The following is a 21,997-nucleotide window of genomic DNA, read 5'->3' as shown; positions in this document are numbered from 1 at the left end:
CCGCCGCCCGCGCGCTGGTACCGGTTGATCCATGCCGCACACCCCCGGGGGACACGCCCCGAAACCGCAGGGGGCACGCGCCCCGGCGCGCCGCACCGCCCGTACGCTCCTCACCGCGGCCGCCATGGCCGCCCTCGTCGCGGCCGCGACGCCGTCCTCCGAGACCCAGCGGGGGATCGGCGACCGGCTCTTCCCGGCGCTCGGCAACCCCGGTTACGACGTCGCCGCCTACGACATCGCCTTCGACTACCACGGCAACGACCGGCCGCTGGACGCCGTCACCACCATCGACGCCCGCGCCACCGACCGGCTGAGCACCGTCAACCTGGACTTCTCGCACGGCGCCGTGCGCTCCGTCGACGTCGACGGCAGCCCCGCCCGGTTCGCCTTCGTAGGCGAGGACCTCGTCGTGACCCCCGCCCAGCCGGTGCGGCCGGGCGAGCACCTGCGCATCACCGTCCGGCACACCAGCGACCCGCGCGGCGGCGCGGGCGGCGGCTGGGTCCGCACCCGCGACGGCCTGGCCATGGCCAACCAGGCCGACGTCGCCCACCAGGTCTTCCCCTGCGACGACCACCCCTCCGACAAGGCGCTCTTCACCTTCCACGTCACCGCGCCCAAGGCCCTCACGGTCGTCGCGAACGGGCTCCCGGCCGGCCGTACGAGCCGGGGCGCGGCCACCACCTGGACGTACACCTCGGCGCACCCCATCGCCACCGAGCTGACCCAGGTGTCCATCGGCCGGTCGGCCGTGCTGCACCGGACGGGGCCGCACGGGCTGCCCGTACGGGACGTGGTGCCCGCCGCCGACCGGGACCGGCTCGGGAAGCGGCTGGCGAGGACGACGGAGCAGCTCGCGTGGCTGGAGGGGAAAGTGGGGCGGTACCCCTTCGAGACGTACGGGCTGCTGATCGCCGACGCGACCACCGGCTTCGAGCTGGAGACGCAGACGCTGTCCCTCTTCGAACGGCGGCTGTTCACCGACGCCGCCTACCCCGCCTGGTACGTCGACTCGCTCATGGTCCACGAGCTGGCGCACCAGTGGTTCGGCGACAGCGTCAGCCCGCGCCGCTGGTCCGACGTCTGGCTCAACGAATCCCACGCCACCTGGTACGAGGCGCTCTACGCCCAGGAGAAGGCCAAGAAGCCGCTGACCGAGCGGATGCGCGCCGCGTACGCCAAGTCGGACGCCTGGCGCGCCGCGGGCGGCCCGCCCGCCGCCCCCAAGGCCGCAGACCCCGGCAAGAAGATCAGCATCTTCCGCCCGGTCGTCTACGACGGCAGCGCACTCGTCCTCTACGCGCTCCGCGAGGAGATCGGCGCGCCCGCCTTCGCCCGGCTGGAGCGGGCCTGGGTCGTGCTGCACCGCGACTCCGACGCCTCCACGGCCGACTTCACCGACCTCGCCTCCCAGGTCGCGGGGCGCGACCTCAGCGGATTCCTGCACCCCTGGCTGTACGGGCCGAAGACCCCGCCCATGCCCGGCCACCCGGACTGGAAGACCGCCCGTAAACCCGCGTGACGCCCCCGGCCCGGCATGGGACCATCGACGACGTCGACGAAGCGGCCGGTCCCGGGAATCCGCCGGGCCTCCCGCGCGTTGGACCAGTTGAGATTTCCCTACACGTAAAGGATCAAATGACCTCCTCTTCTTCCCTTCCGCAGGACCGGCAGGATCGGCAGGACGCGCACGACAGCCCGGACGAGCAGAGCCGGCAGAGCCTCCCGGAGAGCCTTCGGGCCGACGCCCTGATGGAAGAGGACGTCGCCTGGAGCCACGAGATCGACGGAGAGCGCGACGGCGACCAGTACGACCGCTCCGAGCGGGCCGCGCTGCGCCGCGTCGCCGGACTCTCCACCGAGCTGGAGGACGTCACCGAGGTCGAGTACCGGCAGCTGCGCCTGGAGCGCGTGGTGCTGGTCGGCGTCTGGACGTCGGGCACCGCACAGGACGCGGACAACTCCCTCGCGGAGCTGGCGGCCCTCGCCGAGACGGCGGGCGCGCTCGTGCTCGACGGCGTCGTACAGCGCCGCGACAAGCCGGACCCGGCCACGTACATCGGCTCGGGCAAGGCCCAGGAGCTGCGGGACATCGTGCTCGAAAGCGGGGCGGACACCGTCGTGTGCGACGGTGAGCTGAGCCCCGGCCAGCTCATCCACCTCGAAGACGTCGTCAAGGTCAAGGTGGTCGACCGCACCGCCCTGATCCTCGACATCTTCGCCCAGCACGCCAAGTCCCGAGAGGGCAAGGCGCAGGTCGCGCTGGCACAGATGCAGTACATGCTGCCCAGGCTGCGCGGCTGGGGCCAGTCGCTGTCCCGGCAGATGGGCGGCGGCGGCTCTTCGGGCTCCGGCGGCGGCATGGCCACCCGCGGCCCCGGTGAGACCAAGATCGAGACCGACCGGCGCCGCATCCGCGAGAAGATGGCGAAGATGCGCCGGGAGATCGCGGACATGAAGACCGGCCGCGACATCAAGCGGCAGGAGCGGCGGCGCCACAAGGTGCCGTCCGTCGCCATCGCCGGTTACACCAATGCGGGCAAGTCCTCGCTGCTCAACCGGCTGACCGGCGCGGGCGTCCTGGTGGAGAACGCGCTGTTCGCCACGTTGGACCCGACGGTGCGCCGGGCCGAGACGCCCAGCGGGCGGCTCTACACGCTGGCCGACACCGTCGGCTTCGTACGGCACCTGCCGCACCACCTCGTCGAGGCGTTCCGCTCCACGATGGAGGAGGTCGGCGACTCCGACCTCATCCTGCACGTGGTGGACGGCTCGCACCCCGCGCCGGACGAGCAGCTGGCCGCCGTGCGCGAGGTGATCCGCGACGTCGGCGCGGTGGACGTGCCCGAGATCGTGGTGATCAACAAGGCGGACGCGGCCGACCCGGTCGCCCTCCAGCGGCTGCTGCGCATCGAGAAGCACGCCATCGCGGTGTCGGCGCGCACGGGCGAGGGCATGGAGCGGCTGCTCGCGCTCATCGACGAGCAGCTGCCCCGGCCCGAGGTCGAGATCGAGGCGCTCGTGCCGTACACGCACGGGGCCCTGGTCGCGCGGGCGCACGCCGACGGCGAGGTCATCTCCGAGGAGCACACGGAGACGGGCACGCTGCTCAAGGCGCGGGTCCACGAGCAGCTGGCCGCCGAACTCCAGCCGTACGTGCCCGCTTCCGCGTAGCGGCGTCCGCTCGTACGCGCGAGGAGCCCGGTCCCAACACCGTTGGGACCGGGCTCCTTCGTCGTCGCGCAGCGTGCGCAACGGTCAGCGGTTCGCGAACTTCCTGCTGATCGCGTCGTAGATGCCCTTCGCCTCCGGGCCGAGGTGCGGACCCGCCAGCCAGGTGCTCGTGGCCGGGCCGATCGAGGTGTTGGAGACGAGCGCCAGCTTGCCGTCCGCGCCCTTCGCGAACCAGCCGCCGCCGGACGAGCCGCCCGTCATGGTGCAGCCGATGCGGTACATCGTCGGCTGCTGGGCCCGCAGGGCCAGCCGGCCCGGCTTGTCGAGGCAGTCGTACATCTTCTGGCCGTCGAACGGCGGCGCGGCCGGGTAGCCCCAGGCGCCCATGCTGGAGATCTCCGGCACCTTCGGGGCGTCGAAGTCCACCGGGAGCGCCGTGCCGACCGTCTCCTCCAGCGACTTGCCGCTGCCGTTCTCCTGCTTCACGTGCAGCACCGAGAAGTCGTACGGCGCGCCCGCGCCGCCGGACTCCGCGCCCTGCGAGATCCACTGCGAGGACGTCTGCGCCCAGTCGGCCCACCACACGCCGTACGGGGCGACGTCCTGCACCGGCGCGCCGTTCAGCTGCGAGGCCGGCAGGCCCTTGTTGTTGTACGCGGGGACGAAGGCGAGGTTGCGGTACCAGCCGCCCTTCTTGCCCGCGTGCACGCAGTGCCCCGCCGTCCACACCATGTTGGACTTGCCGGGGTGCGCCGGGTCCTTCACGACCGTCGCCGAGCAGACCATGTGGCCCTGGGGGCTGTCGAAGAAGACCTTGCCGACAGGGGCCGCGTTGCGGGTGTACGGCAGGCCGACGGGCTTGGCCTGAACCGGCTGGGGCTCGGCGTCGGTGACGCCCTGGTCGTCCGAGAAGTCCTTCGTGCCGAGCGTCTTGTCGCTCGTGTGCGCGTCCTTCATCGTCTCGGGCTTCCAGTGGCCCTTGATGATCGGGTTGACGAAGTCCCGCGCCTCACGCAGCCAGTCGTCCTTGCTCCAGTTCTTCCAGGCCCCGTTCTTCCACTTGTCCAGGTCCTTCAGGGACGTCGGCAGGTCCTTGGGCAGCTTGAAGCCGCCGTCGCCGGAGTCGTCTCCCTGGGCGGCCGACGCGGAGGCGCTGGCGCTGCCTGCCGCCTTGTCGTCGGACGGGCCGCAGGCGGTGGCGGTCAGCGCGAGTACGGCGGCCAGCGCTGCCGAGGCCAGCACTGGGCGGCGGATGGATGACATGGAGTGGGCTCCCCGTGTTGATCTGGTTGCTCTGTCGTGCTGCCGGTCTGGTCGGTCTTTGGTTCTGAGCGTGATGTGAACTTGTCATGCCTGCCGGCACGTCCGTCCCGGCATCGGGACAGAGGCCCCCACTATGCCGGTGCGGTGGGAGACGGCCGCGAGCGGGTCCACGGTTCCGCGCCGCCAAGGATCTTGCTCCGGGCCGTGATCCGTGGCCCGCGGCGTCGTTGGTACATACGGGGGACAGCCGACCGGCGTTCAACAGCAGGTTCAGCAGCAGGAGGACACAGAGTCGTGGCCTTGACCCAGCTCCCGGTGACGCAACCGTCCGCGGCTCAGACACCCGCGGCTCAGAAACTCGCGGCTCAGACACCCACGGCTCAGAAACTCGCGGCTCAGACACCCACGGCCAAGGAATCCGCCGTCCAAGAAGCAGCCCAGGAAGGCGCCCACGAATCCATCCTGCGGCGCCAGTCGGCACGGGAGTCCGCCGCGCGTACGTACGCCCGCTCGCTGCCCATCGTGCCGGTGCGCGCACGGGGCCTGACGATCGAGGGCGCGGACGGCCGCCGGTATCTCGACTGCCTCTCCGGCGCGGGATCGCTGGCCCTCGGCCACAACCACCCCGTGGTCCTGGAAGCCATCCGCGGCGTGCTCGACTCGGGGGCGCCCCTGCACGTACTGGACCTGGCCACCCCCGTGAAGGACGCCTTCACCAGCGAACTGTTCGCCACCCTGCCGCCCGGCCTGGCCGGCTCCGCGCGCATCCAGTTCTGCGGACCGGCCGGTACGGACGCGGTCGAGGCCGCGCTCAAGCTCGTACGGACCGCCACCGGGCGCGACGGACTGCTCGCCTTCTCCGGCGCGTACCACGGCATGACGGCCGGGGCGCTCGCCGTCTCCGGGGGAGCGCACAGCGCGCGAGTGACCCGGCTGCCCTATCCGCAGGACTACCGCTGCCCGTTCGGGACCGGCGGCGAGGAGGGCGCGCGACTGGCGGCGCGCTGGACCGAATCCCTCCTGGACGACCCCAAGAGCGGGGTACGCACCCCCGCCGGGATGATCGTCGAACCCGTGCAGGGCGAGGGCGGGGTGATCCCCGCCCCCGACAGCTGGCTGCGCCGGATGCGGGAGATCACCGCGGACCGGGACATCCCGCTCATCGCCGACGAGGTCCAGACGGGGGTCGGGCGCACCGGGGCCTTCTGGGCGGTCGAACACAGCGGCGTCGTACCCGACGTGATGGTCCTGTCCAAAGCCATCGGCGGCAGCCTTCCCCTCGCGGTCATCGTCTACCGCGAGGAGCTCGACGCCTGGCAGCCCGGCGCCCACGCCGGAACCTTCCGCGGCAACCAGCTCGCCATGGCGGCCGGCACGGCGACCCTGAAGTACGTGCGCGAGAACGGACTGGCCGAGCGCGCCGCCCTGCTCGGCGAGCGGATGACGGCCCGGCTGCGGCGGCTGGCCGAGGAGTACGAGCGGATCGGCGACGTCCGGGGCAGGGGGCTCATGATCGGCGTCGAATTCGTCGATCCGGGCGGGACCGCGACCCGGGGCGGGGCCGAGGACGGGGCGCGTCCCCACCCCGCCGATCCCGTGCTCGCCGCGGCGGTCCAGCGGGAGTGCCTGCGCCGCGGGCTCATCGTCGAACTCGGCGGCCGTCACTCCAGCGTGGTCCGCCTGCTGCCGCCGCTCACCATCAGCGACGAGCAGGCGGAGGCGGTTCTCGACCGGCTCGCCGACGCCGTCGCCGCCGCTCAACGCCCCGGGCGGAGCGTCCCGGCGCCGGGGGGCCCGCCCAGCGAGGACAGCGGACCTCTCCCGGGCTGACCGCCTCCCGGAACGCAGCTCTCCGGGATTCCGGGATGGCGCCTTCCGAAACCGGCCTTTCCCGGACCGACCGCTTCCGGGCCGTCGCGACACGACGGAGCGGCCGGCCGCAGCAGCACAACGGACCAGCAAGTCGCAGCAGCACCGCAGATCAGCAAGCCATAGCAGTACGACGCAGTCGCAAGACCTGACAGCACATCGTGACGACCAGACGTGACGACATGACGACATCGCGAGGCAGATCTCAGTGAACGCATCTCCCGGAAACGGTGCGTCCGCCGCCGTGGCCCCGTCGGTACCGCGACAGGGCCGCCGCTCCGAAGCGGCGGCCCCGGATCGCTGCCACACCGCATCGGCCGATCCGCTCGAACAACCCGACCCGTACGGCGCCGCCGACGCCGCCGCCGTAGAGAACCTCCTGCGCTGCTGGGTGCGTGAGAACGGCACCGCGTGCCCGGACCGCGACACGCTGGACCTGCCGCTCACCGCGAGCGGCACCGTGCTGCACGTACCCGTGCGGTACTGGTCGGCCACCGGCTGGCACCGCTTCGGACCGACCGTGCTCAAGGACAGCCCGGCGGGGGCCCCGGCCGTCGACGCGGTCACCGTCGCCGCGCTGCTCGGCCGCGAGGCCGCGCACCGCGCCGCGCTGGAGGGCCGCGCCCCCGCCACCGAGGGCGCCGAACTCGTCGGGCGCGTCGCCGACTCCACCCGCCGCACCGCGGAGTTCATCGCGGAGCGGCGCGCGGCCCCCGCCGACCCCGCGACGGGCGACCTCTTCCTCACCGCTGAGCAATCGCTTCTCCTCGGCCACCCCCTGCACCCGACCCCCAAGAGCCGCGAGGGCCTCTCCGACACCGAAGCCCGCCTCTACTCACCCGAACTGCGCGGCTCCTTCCCCCTGCACTGGCTGGCCGTCCACCGGTCCGTACTCGCCTCCGACTCCGCCTGGACCGAGCGCGGCCGGGCCGTCACCGCCGCCCGCCTCACCGCCCGGCTGGCCGGACCCGGACTCGCACTGCCCGCTGAGAGCGCCGCCCTGCCGCTCCACCCGTGGCAGGCCCGCGAGGTCCGCAACCGCCCCGCCGTCGCCGAACTCCTCGACGCGGGGCTGCTGCACGACCTCGGCCCGCTCGGCGACCCCTGGCACCCCACCTCGTCCGTGCGTACCGTGCACCGGCCCGGCGCCATCGCGATGCTGAAGCTCTCGCTCGGGCTGCGCATCACCAACTCCCGCCGGGAGAACCTCCGCAAGGAGCTGCGGCGCGGCGTCGAGGTCCACCGGCTGCTCCGCAGCGGCGTCGCGGCGCGGTGGCGGGCGGCCTGCCCCGCCGGGCCCGGCTTCGACATCGTCCGCGACCCCGCCTGGCTCGCGGTGGACTCGCCCGACGGCGAGCCGCTGCCCGGCCTCGACGCCGTGATCCGGCACAACCCCTTCGGGCCCGGCGACGACGTCGTGTGCGTGGCCGGACTCGCCTCGCCCCGGCCCTGGCCCGGCCTGCCGGACCCGTCGGCCATGCGCTCCCGGCTCGCGTTCATCGTCGCCCGGCTCGTCGCGCGCACCGGCAGACCAGCGGGCGCCGTCGCAGCCGAGTGGTTCCTGCGGTATCTGGAAACGGTCGTACGGCCGGTGCTCTGGCTCGACGGCGAGGCCGGGATCGCCCTGGAGGCGCACCAGCAGAACACCCTCGTGCTCCTCGACCGCGACGGCTGGCCGGCCGGCGGCCGCTACCGCGACAACCAGGGCTACTACTTCCGCGAGTCCCGCCGGGCGGAGCTGGAGCGCAGACTGCCCGGCATCGGAGGCCGGAGCGACACCTTCGTGGCCGACGACGTGGCCGACGAACGCTTCGCCTACTACCTCGGCATCAACAACGTCCTCGGCCTGATCGGCGCCTTCGGCGCACAGCGCCTTGCCGACGAGCAGATCCTGCTGGCCGGCTTCCGCCGCTTCCTGCGGGACGCGGCCGCCGGCCCCGCCGCCACCCGCTCGCCGCTGCCGGCCCTCCTCCTGGAGACCGCCGGCCTGCGCTGCAAGGCCAACCTGCTGACCCGGCTGCGCGGGCTCGACGAGCTGGTGGGCCCGGTCGACACTCAGTCCGTCTACGTCACCATCGCCAACCCCCTTGTCACATCCGCCACTTCAGCCGCACCGGTGGCCTCGGCCAAGCACCGCATCATTCCTGGCGGACCCGCGTCGCCCCCCTCACCCCCTGCCTCCTCCGTGTCCGCCGCCCCAACTGCCTCCTCTGACGCGTCCGGCTCCTCTACTCCGCCCGCCCCTTCTGATACGTCCACCACCTCCGCCACTTCTCCTACGTCGGCCAACCCCGCCACACCCAGCGCCCCCGTCCCGCCTGCCGCAGGCTGACCGCGAGCCCCTGAGCACCGGCCATGCCCTCCGACCCCTGCCCACCCCGAAAGGAGAGCGCCGCCGTGCAGCAGCCCATCGACTCAAGCACCGGCACCACTACCGACCCCGACGCCGACGACACCATCGACCTGAACCTGTCCGAGGAGCTCGCCGCGGCATTCATCGCCCCCGAGCGCCCCGACCCCGGCGAGCCCCCTCGGCCCCCGGGCCGCCCCGACCTGCTCGACGGGCTCGCCGCATGGGGGCCCGTCGGCACCGACGCGGGCCCCTTCCAGCTCGTCCCCGTACGCCTCGAACGCGATCTGCGCCTCCTGGCCGACTGGATGAACGATCCGGCCGTCGCCGCCTTCTGGGAGCTCGCGGGCCCCGCCGAGACCACCGCGGCCCACGTCCGCGCCCAACTCGACGGTGACGGGCGCAGCGTGCCCTGCCTCGGCGTGCTCGCCGGGGCGCCCATGAGCTACTGGGAGGTGTACCGCGCCGACCTCGACCCGGTCGCCCGCTACTACCCGGCCAGACCGCACGACACCGGCCTCCATCTGCTCATCGGCACGGTCGCCCAACGCGGCCGCGGACTGGGCACCACGCTGCTCCGGGCCGTGGCCGACCACGTCCTGGGCCACCGCCCCTCCTGCGCCCGCGTCATCGCCGAACCGGACCTCCGCAACACCCCCTCCGTAGCCGCCTTCCTCGGCGCGGGCTTCCGCTTCTCCGCCGAACTGGACCTCCCCGGCAAGCGCGCGGCCCTCATGATCCGCGACCGCTCCCTGCGTGACGTCCTGTGACCCCACACCCGGCCCCCATGTGGGCCCCGCGCCTCATATCCCCGCCTGGCACGTCCAGGTTCCGTACCCGAGGAGTCCCGTCATGCCTCCTTCGCCCCGCCCCTCGCAGTCAGCCTGGCACCACGCGTCCCGCAACCTCCTGGCCAAGCTCCTCGCCGAGCTGAGCTACGAAGGCGTACTCACCCCCGAGCCGGACGGCGAGCCCCATGACGGGGCGGCCGCCTACCGGCTCCCCGTGACCGAGCGGGTCACCTACCGCTTCCGCGCACGCCGCGGCGCGTACGGACACTGGCGCGTGGAGCCGGACTCGATCACCCCGCACGGCGACGTGCTCCGATTCCTCGCCGACGCCCACGACACCGTGCTCGACCTGACCGGGGACACCACCGGCCACCTCGTCCGCGAACTCACCGCGACCCTCGCCGCCGACGTCCGACTGCACACCACCGCCCTCTCCGCACGAGCCCTCGCCGATCTGGGCTACGCCGACCTCGAAGGCCACCAGACCGGCCACCCCTGGCTCATCGCCAACAAGGGACGCTTCGGCTTCTCGGACTCCGACGCCGCCCGCTGGACGCCGGAAGCCCGCGTGCCCCAACGCCTGCCATGGCTCGCCGTCCACCGCGACCTCGCCCGCTACCGAGGCGTCCCCGCCCTCGCCACCCCCGATCTCCTCTACCGCGAAGAACTCGAACCCGGTACCCGCGCCGCCTTCGCCCGCACCGTCTCCGACCAGGGCCGCGACCCCGCCGACTACCTCTGGCTCCCCGTCCACCCCTGGCAGTGGGACGAGACCATCGCGCCCCTCTTCGCACCGCATCTCGCCGACGCCACCATCATCCCCCTCCCCACTGACAACGACCTCCGGCTGCCTCAGCAGTCGATCCGCACCTTCCTCAACACCAGCCGCCCGCACGCCCGGACGGTCAAGCTCCCGCTGTCCATCCTGAACACCCTCGTGTGGCGCGGCCTGCCCACCGAACGCACCCTCGCCGCGCCCGCCGTGACCGCCTGGGTGCACTCCCTCCGCGACGCCGACGACTTCCTGCGCGACGAGACCCGAGTGATCCTCCTCGGCGAAACGGCCTCCGTCACCGTCGAACACCCCTTGTACGACCGGCTCCCCGGCGTCCCGTACCAGTACAAGGAACTGCTCGGCTGCATCTGGCGCGAACCCCTCATGCCGCAGCTCCTACCGGGCGAGCGGGCCCGCACCCTCGCGGCCCTGCTGCACACCGACGCCGCCGGACGCGCCGTCACCACCGAGCTGGTGCACCGCTCCGGGCTGCCCCCGGCCGTCTGGCTGCGCCGCCTCTTCGCCGCCCTGCTGCCGCCCTTGCTGCGGTTCCTCTACCGCTACGGCACGGTCTTCTCCCCGCACGGCGAGAACGCCATCGTCGTCTTCGACGACCACGACATCCCCGTCCGCCTCGCGGTCAAGGACTTCGTCGACGACGTCAACATCAGCGCCCGGCCGCTGCCCGAGCACGACAGCATGCCCGCCGACGTCCGCTCGGTACTGCTCACCGAACCCCCCGCCTTCCTCACCCAGTTCATCCACGCGGGCCTTTTCGTGGGCGTCTTCCGCTACCTCGCGCCGCTCTGCGCGGACCAGTTGGGCGTACCCGAAGCAGAGTTCTGGACGCTCGTACGGGCCGAGATCCTGCGCCACCACGAGCGCTTCCCCGAGGGCAAGGAGCGCTACGAGACCTTCGATCTGCTGACGCCCCGCATCGCCCGGCTCTGCCTCAACCGCAACCGGCTCCATCTCGACGGATACCGCGACCGCCCGAAACGCCCGCACGCGGCCGTGCACGGAACCGTCTCGAACCCCCTGCACGCACCGTGACCGCCGCCCCCGGTCCGAGGGCCGCGTGGACAGCGATGTCAGTGCCGCACCGTAGGGTGTCAGGGCTATGACGACGAAGCCCTCCCTCCCCGATCTGCTGCACGCCGCCGTCACCGCCGTGGGCGGTACGGAGCGCCCCGGCCAGGTCACCATGGCCGAAGCGGTCGCCGAGGCCGTGGACGACAACGCCCACCTGCTGGTGCAGGCGGGCACCGGCACCGGCAAGTCCCTCGGCTATCTGGTGCCGGCCCTCGCACACGGCGAACGCGTGGTGGTCGCCACCGCCACGCTCGCCCTCCAGCGGCAGCTCGTCGAGCGGGACCTGCCCCGCACGGTCGACGCGCTGCACCCGCTGCTGCGCCGCCGCCCCGAATTCGCGATGCTCAAGGGCCGCTCGAACTACATGTGCCTGCACCGGCTCCATGAGGGGGTGCCGCAGGAGGAGGAAGAGGTGCTCTTCGACCCGTTCGAGTCGGCCACCCCGACCAGCAAGCTCGGCAAGGACCTGCTGCGGCTGCGCGACTGGTCCTCGGACACCGAGACCGGCGACCGCGACGACCTGACCCCGGGCGTCTCCGACCGCGCCTGGTCCCAGGTCTCCGTCACCTCCCGCGAGTGCCTCGGCGCGAGCAAGTGCGCGTACGGCGCGGAGTGCTTCGCCGAGGCCGCCCGGGAGCGCGCCAAGCTCGCCGACGTCGTCGTCACCAACCACGCGCTCCTCGCCATCGACGCCATCGAGGGGGCGCCGGTGCTGCCCAGCCACGAGGTGCTGATCGTCGACGAGGCCCACGAGCTGGTCTCCCGTGTCACCGGCGTCGCCACCGGCGAGCTCACCCCGGGCCAGGTCAACCGGGCCGTCCGGCGCGCCGCCAAGCTCGTCAACGAGAAGGCCGCCGACGCTCTGCAGACCGCCGCGGAGACCTTCGAGGGCCTCATGGAGCTCGCTCTGCCGGGCCGCCTGGAAGAGATCCCCGAGGACCTGGGCTACGCCCTGATGTCGCTGCGTGACGCCGCGCGCACGGTGATCTCGGCGATGGGCGCCACGAGGGACAAGTCGGTCCAGGACGAGGACGCCGTCCGCAAGCAGGCGCTCGCCGCCGTGGAGAACGTCCACGGGGTCGCCGAGCGGATCGTGGAGGGCTCCGAGTACGACGTCGTCTGGTACGAGCGCCACGACCGGTTCGGGGCCTCCCTGCGGGTGGCTCCGCTCTCGGTCTCCGGGCTGCTGCGGGAGAAGCTCTTCAGCGAGCGCTCCGTGGTGCTCACCTCGGCGACGCTCAAGCTCGGCGGCGACTTCAACGGGGTCGGCGCGTCTCTGGGGCTAGCCCCGGAGGGCACCGGGGGCGACGACGTGCCGCAGTGGAAGGGCATCGACGTCGGGTCGCCGTTCGACTACCCCAAGCAGGGCATCCTCTACGTCGCCCGGCACCTCTCCCAGCCCGGCCGGGAGGGCAGCCGCACCGACATGCTCGACGAGCTGGCGGAGCTGGTGGAGGCCGCCGGCGGCCGGACGCTGGGGCTGTTCTCCTCGATGCGGGCCGCCCAGGGCGCGGCGGAGGCGATGCGCGGCAGGCTCGACGTGCCGATCCTGCTCCAGGGCGAGGAGACGCTGGGCGAGCTGATCCGCACCTTCGCCACGGACGCCCGTACGTGCCTGTTCGGCACCCTGTCGCTCTGGCAGGGCGTCGACGTCCCCGGAGTGAACTGCCAGCTGGTCGTCATGGACCGGGTGCCCTTCCCGCGCCCCGACGACCCGCTGATGAGCGCCCGGCAGAAGGCGGTGGAGGAGGCGGGCGGCAACGGTTTCATGGCGGTCGCCGCGACCCACGCGGCGCTGCTGATGGCGCAGGGGGCCGGCCGGCTCGTACGGGCCTCCGGGGACCGGGGCGTGGTGGCGGTGCTCGACCCGCGGCTGGCCACGGCCCGCTACGGCAGCTTCCTGCGGGCTTCGATGCCGGACTTCTGGTACACGACGGACCGCAATCAGGCGCGCCGCTCACTGGCCGCCATCGATGCCGCCGCGAAGGCGGCGGACGTGTCGCAGGCGGCGGGGGAGTAGTCCGCTACGGGCCCGCCGCCCGCGCGGCGGTGGGCTGGGACAGGCCTGGCCCCGTCAGCTCAACACAGGGCCCCGGAACCGGCGCAGTGGTTCCGGGGCCGGTCTCTCGGTGCGTCCTCACACACGCCGCAGCACCGCGACCACCTTGCCCAGGATGGTCGCCTCATCACCGGGGATGGGCTGATAGGCGGCGTTGTGCGGGAGCAGCCACACGTGGTTGTCCTCGCGCTTGAAGCGCTTGACCGTGGCCTCGCCGTCCAGCATGGCGGCCACGATGTCGCCGTTCTCCGCGACCGGCTGCCGGCGCACCGTCACCCAGTCGCCGTCGCAGATCGCGGCCTCGACCATGGAGTCGCCGACGACCTTGAGGACGAACAGCTCGCCGTCGCCCACCAGTTGGCGGGGGAGCGGGAAGACGTCCTCGACGGACTCCTCGGCCAGGATCGGGCCGCCCGCCGCGATCCGGCCGACCAGCGGCACGTACGACGCGGCCGGCTTGCCGGTGGTGTCGGTGGGCTGGCTGCTCGGCTGGTCCGAGCCGCGCACCTCGTACGCCCGCGGCCGGTGCGGGTCGCGGCGCAGGAAGCCCTTGCGCTCCAGCGCCATGAGCTGGTGCGCGACGGAAGAGGTGCTCGACAGCCCGACCGCCTGGCCGATCTCGCGCATGGACGGTGGGTAGCCGCGGCGCTGGACGGAGTCCCGAATGACCTCGATCACGCGGCGCTGCCGGTCCGTGAGTCCCGAACTGTCGGCCCGGATTCCGGGAGGCCGGCCGGGTAGCGAGCGGGTGGGCTTCTGCCCCTCGGGATTCATGTTCCCCTCGTTGAGCGGATACGCCGTATCGAGTCGGCTCTGGGAGCGGTCCTGGGCGGTGATGGTCGCGCTGCCTGCGGTGGTGGTCACGTCGGCCCCTCTCGAAATGTTCTCCCTAGTTGGACAACGGTAGTTGCTTTCGAAAGGTTGCGCCAAACACACGTTCGAGTGAAATTTGGCAAATTGGCTGACGTGATCACGGGAATGGGTGTACGGCCGTGTGGTAATTCACCCCAAGGCGGCACTCTCCGCCGCGAAGCTCATAACCTGGGGCGGAAGCCGTCAGTCCGGACGTCCGAACCGGCGGTCCGCGAGCGGCGGGCGAGTCCCGTCGCGTCGGGCCCCAGTGTGGCACCCTCGCCCCCGTGGAGCCGTGACCGGGTTGCTTCCCGTACTCTCTTGGATGCCGCCGAGGCGCGACACGCGCCGGGCGCGGTTGACTGCCAGACACCAGATCTAGTGGTTTGATGGGCGTCAGCCACCTACAAGTTGTGGTCCCCGGTCAATCTTGGTCGAGGGCATCGCCTATGCTTGGGGCTGCTTCGGGGGATCCGTAAGGACCCGCCGGAGCCCTTGGTCGTGCACCGATTTTCGAGGGTGAGGAGGGTAGAGAGCCATGCACTGCCCCTTCTGCAGGCACCCCGACAGCCGCGTCGTCGACAGTCGGACCACGGATGACGGCTGCTCGATCCGCAGGCGTCGTCAGTGCCCGGACTGCTCCCGCAGGTTTACGACCGTGGAGACCGCGTCACTGATGGTGATCAAGCGGAGCGGGGTCACCGAGCCGTTCAGTCGCAACAAGGTCATCTCCGGAGTACGCAAGGCGTGCCAGGGCCGGCCGGTCACCGAGGACGCCCTGGCCCAGCTCGGCCAGCGGGTCGAAGAGGCGGTCCGCGCCACCGGCAGCGCGGAGCTGTCCACCCACGACGTGGGACTCGCCATACTCGGCCCGCTCAAGGACCTCGACCTCGTCGCGTACCTTCGGTTCGCGTCCGTGTATCAGGCGTTCGACTCGCTTGAGGACTTCGAGTCCGCGGTCACCGAGCTCCGTGAGCAGCGGTCCACCACGGACGCGGGCGGGCCCGCAGGGGACCTGGAAGTCCCCGCGCCCGCCGCGGCCGCCGACTGAGCGGCCACCAAACAGACCTGTCCGGGGCGCGCCGCGCACCCGGGCGAAAGACAGACACCGCGCCACGGAAGAAATGGGCGCATTAGGGCGTTTTGCCCGTACAGGGAGGCGGAATGACAGAGACGGCGAGTGGCCCGGCACGTGGCTCCCGTTCGAAGGGAACCAAGGCGAGCAAGGGTCTGCGTATCGAGCGCATCCACACCACCCCCGGCGTGCATCCGTACGACGAGGTGGTCTGGGAGCGCCGTGACGTCGTCATGACCAACTGGCGCGACGGCTCGATCAACTTCGAGCAGCGTGGCGTCGAGTTCCCCGACTCCTGGTCGGTGAACGCGGTCAACATCGTCACCAGCAAGTACTTCCGCGGCGCGGTCGGCTCTCCCGACCGCGAGGCCAGCCTGAAGCAGCTCATCGACCGTGTGGTGCGCACGTACCGCGAGGCCGGCGAGCGGCACGGCTACTTCGCCTCCCCGGCGGACGCCGAGATCTTCGACCACGAGCTGACCTATGCGCTGCTGCACCAGGTCTTCAGCTTCAACTCGCCGGTCTGGTTCAACGTTGGCACCAAGCAGCCGCAGCAGGTCTCCGCCTGCTTCATCCTCTCCGTCGACGACTCCATGGACTCGATCCTGGACTGGTACAAGGAAGAGGGGATGATCTTCAAGGGCGGCTCCGGCGCCGGCCTGAACCTCTCCCGCATCCGCTCCTCCAAGGAGCTGCTCTCCTCCGGCGGCAACGCCTCCGGCCCGGTCTCCTTCATGCGCGGCGCCGACGCCTCCGCAGGAACGATCAAGTCGGGCGGCGCCACCCGCCGCGCGGCCAAGATGGTCGTGCTCGACGTCGACCACCCCGACGTCGAGGCCTTCATCGAGACCAAGGTGAAGGAAGAGGAGAAGGTCCGCGCGCTGCGCGACGCCGGCTTCGACATGGACCTGGGCGGCGACGACATCACGTCCGTCCAGTACCAGAACGCCAACAACTCGGTCCGCGTGAACGACGAGTTCATGAAGGCCGTGGAGACCGGCTCGAAGTTCGGCCTGCGGGGCCGTATGGACAACGAGGTCATCGAGGAGGTCGACGCCAAGTCGCTCTTCCGCAAGATGGCCGAGGCCGCCTGGGCCTGCGCCGACCCGGGCATCCAGTACGACGACACCATCAACCACTGGCACACCTCGCCGGAGTCGGGCCGCATCACCGCGTCCAACCCCTGCAGCGAGTACATGCACCTGGACAACTCCTCGTGCAACCTCGCCTCGCTCAACCTCATGAAGTTCCTGCGCGACGACGACCAGGGCAACCAGTCGTTCGACGCCGAGCGCTTCGCCAAGGTCGTCGAGCTGGTCATCACCGCGATGGACATCTCCATCTGCTTCGCCGACTTCCCGACCGAGAAGATCGGCGAGACCACCCGCGCCTTCCGCCAGCTGGGCATCGGCTACGCCAACCTCGGCGCCCTGCTCATGGCCACCGGCCACGCGTACGACTCCGACGGCGGCCGCGCCCTGGCCGGTGCCATCACCTCGCTGATGACCGGCACTTCGTACCGGCGCTCCGCCGAGCTCGCCTCGGTCGTCGGCCCGTACGACGGCTACGCCCGCAACGCCGACGCCCACAAGCGCGTCATGAAGCAGCACGCGGACGCCAACGGCACCGCCAAGCGCGTGGACGACCTGGACACCCCGGTATGGGCCGCGGCCACCGAGGCGTGGCAGGACGTCATCCGGCTCGGCGAGAAGAACGGCTTCCGCAATGCGCAGGCATCCGTGCTCGCGCCGACCGGCACCATCGGCCTGATGATGGACTGCGACACCACGGGCGTCGAGCCGGACCTGGCCCTGGTCAAGTTCAAGAAGCTCGTCGGCGGCGGCTCCATGCAGATCGTGAACAACACGGTCCCCAAGGCGCTCAAGCGGCTCGGCTACGCGCCGGAGCAGGTCGAGGCGATCGTCGCCCACATCGCCGAGAACGGCAATGTCGTCGACGCCCCCGGCCTCGACCCGGCCCACTACGAGGTCTTCGACTGCGCCATGGGCGACCGGTCGATCTCCGCCATGGGCCACGTGCGGATGATGGCGGCGGCGCAGCCGTTCCTGTCCGGCGCGATCTCCAAGACCGTCAACGTCCCCGAGGCGGCCACCGTCGAGGAGATCGAAGAGGTCTACTACGAGGGCTGGAAGCTCGGCCTCAAGGCCCTGGCGATCTACCGCGACAACTGCAAGGTCGGCCAGCCGCTCTCCGCCAAGAAGAAGGAGGCGGCCAAGGCCGAGGAGCCCGTTACGGAGAAGGTGGTCGAGTACCGCCCGGTCCGCAAGCGCCTCCCCAAGGGCCGTCCCGGCATCACCACCTCCTTCACGGTGGGCGGCGCCGAGGGCTACATGACCGCCAATTCCTACCCGGACGACGGGCTGGGCGAGGTCTTCCTGAAGATGTCCAAGCAGGGCTCGACCCTGGCGGGCATGATGGACGCCTTCTCGATCGCCGTCTCGGTGGGCCTGCAATACGGCGTGCCGCTGGAGACCTACGTCTCCAAGTTCACCAACATGCGCTTCGAGCCGGCCGGCATGACGGACGACCCGGACGTGCGGATGGCGCAGTCGATCGTCGACTACATCTTCCGCCGCCTGGCGCTGGACTTCCTGCCCTTCGAGACGCGCTCCGCGCTCGGCATCCACTCCGCGGGCGAGCGCCAGCGCCACCTGGAGACGGGTTCGTACGAGCCGAACGACGACGAGGTGGACGTGGAGAGCCTGGCCCAGTCCGCGCCCCGCCACGTCGAGGCGCCCAAGGACGCGACGTCCGCGTCCGAGGTGGTCGAGGTCACCGCGGCCCCGGCCCCGAAGCAGGCGCACAACAGCACCGAACTGGTGGAGATGCAGCTCGGCCTCAACGCCGACGCTCCGCTCTGCTTCTCCTGCGGCACCAAGATGCGCCGCGCGGGCAGCTGCTACCTGTGCGAGGGCTGCGGTTCGACCAGCGGTTGCAGCTGATTCGCAGCCGCGTCGGGCGGCACACCGCCCGATGTGACGTGTGATGGGTAAGGGGCGTCGGCCAATGGCCGACGCCCCTTACCCATGGCCGATCGCATGGCTGCTGGCGCCGCTTACACTCCTGCGATGACTACCGAACGGATCAGCCCGCCCCTGACCGGCGGCGAGCGGGAGACGCTGCGCGCCTATCTCGACTTCCACCGCGCGACCCTCGCCATGAAGTGTGACGGCCTCGGCGACGAGGAACTGCGCCGTCAGTCGATGCCCCCCTCGACGCTCTCACCGCTCGGGCTGGTGCGGAACATGGCCGAGGTGGAGCGCGTGTGGTTCCGCCGGGTGATCAACAAAGAGGATATCCCCTGCGTATGGTCCGCCGAGGGCGACTTCCAGGAGGCCTACGACGCGAGCGGAGCCACGCGGTCGGTAGCGTTCGACGCCTGGCAGACGGAGGTCGAGCACGCGCGGCGGATCGAGCGGGAGGCGGAATCCCTCGACATCACCGGCTATCAGCCACGGTGGGACGAGCATGTGTCGCTGCGACTGGTAATGCTGCATCTGATACACGAGTACGCCCGGCACAATGGTCACGCCGACTTCTTGAGGGAGGGAGTCGACGGGACTGTGGGTGCTTAAGTCTTCAAGCGCTGAAGGCTGAAGGGCTTTGAAGATCCGGGGCCCGGTAAGGGTGAGGAGGCCCAGAGATCGGAAAATCGAGGGCAATGCTGTCGACGGGGTGGCCGGATTGAGCGGACCGGCCACCACATCGTTACGTCTTCCCAGGTCAGCGCCGCGTTAGAGGTTACTGCCGCCCATCGTCGCAGCGAAAGAGGTCGGGTCGGCGTCGAACCCTCGGGCGGACTCGTGGAATTTCCATTTTCCCGAAGCGTCCCGGGTGAATTCGGCAACCGTGGAAGCGGTCGATTCGGGTACTGCGGAGAAATCGTTTTCCGACAATACCGTATACCCCTCAAGGATTTCTATTCCGGTGTTCGTGACGTCGCCGAACGTCTTCCGGCCCTCGCGCTGCTGAATGGCCACGCCCACGACCACTCGCGTATATACGGGCGCCAGCCGGTCGAGCTCCAGCGTCATCACCTCATCCGACCCGAAGCCCTGGCCGGTCCGGCTGTCCCGGTTGAGGGTGATCGTGCCGTCCGGCGACCGGCTGTCGAAGTGCACGAGGTACGCGGGCTTGCCGTGCGGGGTGTCCGCGGAGTAGGTCGCGGCGATGATGTCGAGGTCGTTGGCGGGTGAGCCGGAGGGGCTCGGGTCCCATTTCAGCGTCACCTTGACCTTCTCGATGCCTTTGTTGAGGCCGCTCATTGGACGTCCCTTCCTCGTAACTGCCCAGGACCCAGCGCTGGTTGACCATGTTGCCACTCCTGTCGCGGCGGGGAGCCCGGACGGCTTCGGCGCCCCAAGGCGTGATACGGGCCACTGCCAGCGCCGTACGATGGCGCCGTGCTGGTCAAGTGGATTCGCTGCACCGTGGTGGACCGCCGCGGTTTCGAGCGAGGGCAGCGGAAATGGGCGGGATTGCTAGGGGAACCGGGGTTCCGGGGTCAGGGCGGAGGTTGGAGCAGGGGGCGCCCGCACGTGGCGCATCTCTTCGCGTTCTGGGAGAGCCGGTCGTTCTACGACTCGTTCATGGCGCGTTCGCACGACAGGCTGGCGGCCGCGCAAGCAGGCACGTACAAAGACCTGCAAGTCCGGCTTTTCGAGCACCAAATCGATGTGAAAGTCGGGTTCCGGCCGCACTTCGCGGACGCGGACGTGGTGCGCGTCGCGCACTGCCGGGTCCACGAGGAACGGGTGGAGCACTTCACCCTGATGCAGGAAAAGGTGTGGAACCCGGCGATGGCCGGCTCCCCGGGCATGCTGCGGGGATCGTTCGGCCAGGCCCCCGGCGGCGAGTTCCTGGTGCTGTCGATGTGGGACTCCCAGGCCGAACACGGCAAATACCGCACGGACCGGGTCGAGCGGCTGGCGTCGAGGACGCAGATCGAAGCGGACATGACGGCGATAGCCGGGGACGTCGTCACCATCGAGCCCTCCTGGACCGTCTGACGCCTCCCGCCCCTGTGGCACCCGTCCGCGGGCTGTATGAGGCAGGCCGCCGCCACTCGATCTAGGCTGGAGTGCATGGCACGGCCCCGGCGCATAGTCCTCATCCGGCACGGAGAATCGGAGGGGAATGTCGACGACACGGTGTACGAACGAGAACCCGATCACGCTCTGAGCCTGACGGAGGCCGGGCGCAAGCAGGCCGAGGAGGCCGGCACGGAGCTCCGCGCGACTTTCGGCGACGAGCGCGTGTCCGCGTACGTCTCGCCCTACCGGCGCACTCACCAGACCTTCCAGTCGTTCCACCTCGACGCCTCCCGGGTCCGGGTCCGCGAAGAGCCGCGGCTGCGCGAGCAGGACTGGGGAAACTGGCAGGACCGCGACGACGTGCGCAAGCAGAAGGCGTACCGCGACGCGTACGGGCACTTCTTCTACCGCTTCGCCCAGGGCGAGTCCGGGGCCGACGTGTACGACCGGGTCGGAGCCTTCCTGGAAAGCCTGTGGCGCAGCTTCGAGGACCCCTCCCACCCGCCGAACGTCCTGCTCGTCACCCACGGGCTGACCATGCGACTCTTCTGCATGAGGTGGCTCCACTGGAGCGTCGCGGAATTCGAGTCCCTGTCGAACCCCGGCAACGCCGAGTCCCGCGTCCTGCTCCTCGGCGACGACGGCCGCTACCACCTTGACCGCCCCTTCGAGCACTGGTGCACCCCGGAGCCGTACGGCATCGCGGGTTAGAGTCGCTGCGATGACCGCTGACCGTTCCTCCCGCTCCCGCGCGAGCCTCCGCGGGCTGACCCTGGGCGACGCCCTCGGCTCCCAGTTCTTCGTGCCCGCCAACTACCCGTCCCTCAAGCGCCGCGAACTGCCGCCCGCCCCCTGGCAGTGGACCGACGACACCGAAATGGCCTGCTCAGTGGTGGCAGTCCTGTTCGAGTACGGACGCGTCGACCAGGATGCCCTGGCCCGCTCCTTCGCCGTCCACCACGACTTCGACCGCGGTTACGGCCCCGCGGTGAACCGGATGCTGCGTCTGGTCCGCGAAGGCGGCGACTGGCGCGAACTCGCCTCCGGCCTCTTCCAGGGCCAGGGCTCCTGGGGCAACGGCGCGGCCATGCGGATCGCCCCGCTGGGCGCCTGGTACGCGGATGATCCGGAACAGGCCACGCATCAAGCGGAAATCTCGGCCTACACCACGCACCAGCACCGCGAGGCCGTGGCCGGGGCGATGGCCGTGGCCGCCGCGGCCTCCCTGGCCGCCGCCCCCGAGCCGCCGAGCCCGGGCGACCTGCTGGACTCCGTGGTCGATCTCGTACCGCGCAGCGCCGTCCAGGCCGGACTGCGCCGGGCCCGCGGCATGCTCGACTACGACGACGCACACACCGTGGCCGCGGTCCTCGGCTGCGGCCGCCGCACCAGTGCCCACGACACCGTGCCCTTCGCCCTGTGGGCCGCCGCCCGCAACCTCGATTCCTTCGAGACGGCGTTCTGGACCACCGCCCAGGTGGGCGGGGACGTGGACACCACCTGCGCCATCGTCGGCGGGGTGGTCGCGGCAGGGGAGCGGGGCGCCCCGCCGGCCGGGTGGCTGGAGCGCGTGGAACCGCTGCCCGACTGGCTCCCGACCGCGGAAAACTGACCGCCCGAGCCCGCGAACGCGTCGATCAGGT

At 71.0% G+C, this 21,997-nt stretch carries 16 protein-coding genes; 13 read left to right on the top strand and 3 right to left on the bottom strand.

Annotated features, from left to right (window positions below; all coding sequences use genetic code 11):
- The first annotated feature begins 124 nt into the window (after nucleotides 1-124).
- Together AB0I22_RS14670 and hflX are read left to right on the top strand one after the other, a co-directional pair.
- Nucleotides 125-1,522, top strand: coding sequence for a M1 family metallopeptidase (locus AB0I22_RS14670; RefSeq protein ID WP_363131136.1), 1,398 nt, complete (start codon nucleotides 125-127; stop codon nucleotides 1,520-1,522).
- Between the two features lie 116 nt (nucleotides 1,523-1,638).
- Entirely contained in the window at nucleotides 1,639-3,174 is a 1,536-nt protein-coding gene (gene hflX / locus AB0I22_RS14665) for a GTPase HflX (RefSeq protein ID WP_363131103.1), read from the top strand.
- 84 nt (nucleotides 3,175-3,258) lie between these two features.
- Here the strand turns inward: hflX and AB0I22_RS14660 are convergent, their stop codons facing one another.
- Nucleotides 3,259-4,437, bottom strand: a complete 1,179-nt coding sequence (locus tag AB0I22_RS14660) for a hypothetical protein (RefSeq protein WP_363131102.1) — start codon at nucleotides 4,435-4,437, stop codon at nucleotides 3,259-3,261.
- Nucleotides 4,438-4,896: 459 nt separating this feature from the next.
- On the opposite strand from AB0I22_RS14660, the gene AB0I22_RS14655 reads away from it, so the two are divergent.
- The 5 genes from AB0I22_RS14655 (at nucleotide 4,897) to AB0I22_RS14635 (ending at nucleotide 13,334) form a co-directional block, all read left to right on the top strand.
- The gene (locus AB0I22_RS14655) at nucleotides 4,897-6,267 is read left to right on the top strand and encodes a diaminobutyrate--2-oxoglutarate transaminase family protein (RefSeq protein ID WP_363131135.1); all 1,371 of its coding nucleotides are present in this window, start codon (nucleotides 4,897-4,899) and stop codon (nucleotides 6,265-6,267) included.
- 247 nt (nucleotides 6,268-6,514) lie between these two features.
- Nucleotides 6,515-8,638, top strand: coding sequence for an IucA/IucC family protein (locus AB0I22_RS14650; protein ID WP_363131101.1), 2,124 nt, complete (start codon nucleotides 6,515-6,517; stop codon nucleotides 8,636-8,638).
- Nucleotides 8,639-8,703: 65 nt separating this feature from the next.
- On the top strand, nucleotides 8,704-9,426 hold the full coding sequence (locus AB0I22_RS14645) for a GNAT family N-acetyltransferase (RefSeq protein ID WP_363131100.1): 723 nt from the start codon (nucleotides 8,704-8,706) through the stop codon (nucleotides 9,424-9,426).
- 82 nt (nucleotides 9,427-9,508) lie between these two features.
- Complete coding sequence (locus AB0I22_RS14640) at nucleotides 9,509-11,275, top strand: IucA/IucC family siderophore biosynthesis protein (protein ID WP_363131099.1); 1,767 nt, start codon at nucleotides 9,509-9,511, stop codon at nucleotides 11,273-11,275.
- Nucleotides 11,276-11,342: 67 nt separating this feature from the next.
- Entirely contained in the window at nucleotides 11,343-13,334 is a 1,992-nt protein-coding gene (locus tag AB0I22_RS14635) for an ATP-dependent DNA helicase (protein ID WP_363131098.1), read from the top strand.
- A 117-nt stretch (nucleotides 13,335-13,451) separates the two neighbouring features.
- Here the strand turns inward: AB0I22_RS14635 and lexA are convergent, their stop codons facing one another.
- Nucleotides 13,452-14,237, bottom strand: a complete 786-nt coding sequence (gene lexA, locus AB0I22_RS14630; protein ID WP_363131097.1) for a transcriptional repressor LexA — start codon at nucleotides 14,235-14,237, stop codon at nucleotides 13,452-13,454.
- A gap of 526 nt (nucleotides 14,238-14,763) precedes the next feature.
- Here lexA and nrdR point away from each other — a divergent pair.
- From nrdR to AB0I22_RS14615, 3 genes are all read left to right on the top strand, one after another.
- Nucleotides 14,764-15,276 carry a transcriptional regulator NrdR gene (gene nrdR, locus AB0I22_RS14625; RefSeq protein ID WP_363131096.1) on the top strand — a complete coding sequence of 171 codons (513 nt, stop codon included), beginning with the start codon at nucleotides 14,764-14,766 and terminating at the stop codon, nucleotides 15,274-15,276.
- A 113-nt stretch (nucleotides 15,277-15,389) separates the two neighbouring features.
- Entirely contained in the window at nucleotides 15,390-18,263 is a 2,874-nt protein-coding gene (locus AB0I22_RS14620; protein WP_363131095.1) for a vitamin B12-dependent ribonucleotide reductase, read from the top strand.
- Between the two features lie 126 nt (nucleotides 18,264-18,389).
- Nucleotides 18,390-18,896: a DinB family protein gene (locus AB0I22_RS14615; RefSeq protein WP_363131094.1), complete on the top strand. Its 507-nt coding sequence runs from the start codon at nucleotides 18,390-18,392 to the stop codon at nucleotides 18,894-18,896.
- Between the two features lie 159 nt (nucleotides 18,897-19,055).
- Here AB0I22_RS14615 and AB0I22_RS14610 read toward each other — a convergent pair whose 3' ends face one another.
- Nucleotides 19,056-19,586 carry a TerD family protein gene (locus AB0I22_RS14610; RefSeq protein WP_363131093.1) on the bottom strand — a complete coding sequence of 177 codons (531 nt, stop codon included), beginning with the start codon at nucleotides 19,584-19,586 and terminating at the stop codon, nucleotides 19,056-19,058.
- A gap of 138 nt (nucleotides 19,587-19,724) precedes the next feature.
- Between AB0I22_RS14610 and AB0I22_RS14605 the strand changes: the two genes are divergently transcribed.
- From AB0I22_RS14605 to AB0I22_RS14595, 3 genes are all read left to right on the top strand, one after another.
- Nucleotides 19,725-20,330 (top strand): YdbC family protein, encoded by a 606-nt coding sequence (locus AB0I22_RS14605; protein ID WP_363131092.1) that lies wholly within the window; start codon nucleotides 19,725-19,727, stop codon nucleotides 20,328-20,330.
- 75 nt (nucleotides 20,331-20,405) lie between these two features.
- Nucleotides 20,406-21,065 (top strand): histidine phosphatase family protein, encoded by a 660-nt coding sequence (locus AB0I22_RS14600; RefSeq protein WP_363131091.1) that lies wholly within the window; start codon nucleotides 20,406-20,408, stop codon nucleotides 21,063-21,065.
- A 10-nt stretch (nucleotides 21,066-21,075) separates the two neighbouring features.
- Nucleotides 21,076-21,966, top strand: coding sequence for an ADP-ribosylglycohydrolase family protein (locus AB0I22_RS14595; protein ID WP_363131090.1), 891 nt, complete (start codon nucleotides 21,076-21,078; stop codon nucleotides 21,964-21,966).
- The last annotated feature ends 31 nt before the right edge of the window (nucleotides 21,967-21,997 follow it).

Origin of the sequence: Streptomyces sp. NPDC050610, assembly GCF_040654875.1 — a bacterium.
Taxonomy (GTDB): domain Bacteria; phylum Actinomycetota; class Actinomycetes; order Streptomycetales; family Streptomycetaceae; genus Streptomyces.
This window is presented reverse-complemented; position numbering and strand designations above follow the sequence as displayed.

What these genes read in the sequence shown, in the direction of transcription:
- AB0I22_RS14635 (WP_363131098.1), top strand. Translation starts at nt 11,343, where the DNA reads ATGACGACGAAGCCCTCCCTCCCCGATCTGCTGCACGCCGCCGTCACC.
- AB0I22_RS14610 (WP_363131093.1), bottom strand. Translation starts at nt 19,586, where the DNA reads ATGAGCGGCCTCAACAAAGGCATCGAGAAGGTCAAGGTGACGCTGAAA.
- AB0I22_RS14670 (WP_363131136.1), top strand. Translation starts at nt 125, where the DNA reads ATGGCCGCCCTCGTCGCGGCCGCGACGCCGTCCTCCGAGACCCAGCGG.
- AB0I22_RS14620 (WP_363131095.1), top strand. Translation starts at nt 15,390, where the DNA reads ATGACAGAGACGGCGAGTGGCCCGGCACGTGGCTCCCGTTCGAAGGGA.
- nrdR (WP_363131096.1), top strand. Translation starts at nt 14,764, where the DNA reads ATGCACTGCCCCTTCTGCAGGCACCCCGACAGCCGCGTCGTCGACAGT.
- AB0I22_RS14600 (WP_363131091.1), top strand. Translation starts at nt 20,406, where the DNA reads ATGGCACGGCCCCGGCGCATAGTCCTCATCCGGCACGGAGAATCGGAG.
- AB0I22_RS14660 (WP_363131102.1), bottom strand. Translation starts at nt 4,437, where the DNA reads ATGTCATCCATCCGCCGCCCAGTGCTGGCCTCGGCAGCGCTGGCCGCC.
- hflX (WP_363131103.1), top strand. Translation starts at nt 1,639, where the DNA reads ATGACCTCCTCTTCTTCCCTTCCGCAGGACCGGCAGGATCGGCAGGAC.
- AB0I22_RS14640 (WP_363131099.1), top strand. Translation starts at nt 9,509, where the DNA reads ATGCCTCCTTCGCCCCGCCCCTCGCAGTCAGCCTGGCACCACGCGTCC.
- AB0I22_RS14615 (WP_363131094.1), top strand. Translation starts at nt 18,390, where the DNA reads ATGACTACCGAACGGATCAGCCCGCCCCTGACCGGCGGCGAGCGGGAG.
- AB0I22_RS14595 (WP_363131090.1), top strand. Translation starts at nt 21,076, where the DNA reads ATGACCGCTGACCGTTCCTCCCGCTCCCGCGCGAGCCTCCGCGGGCTG.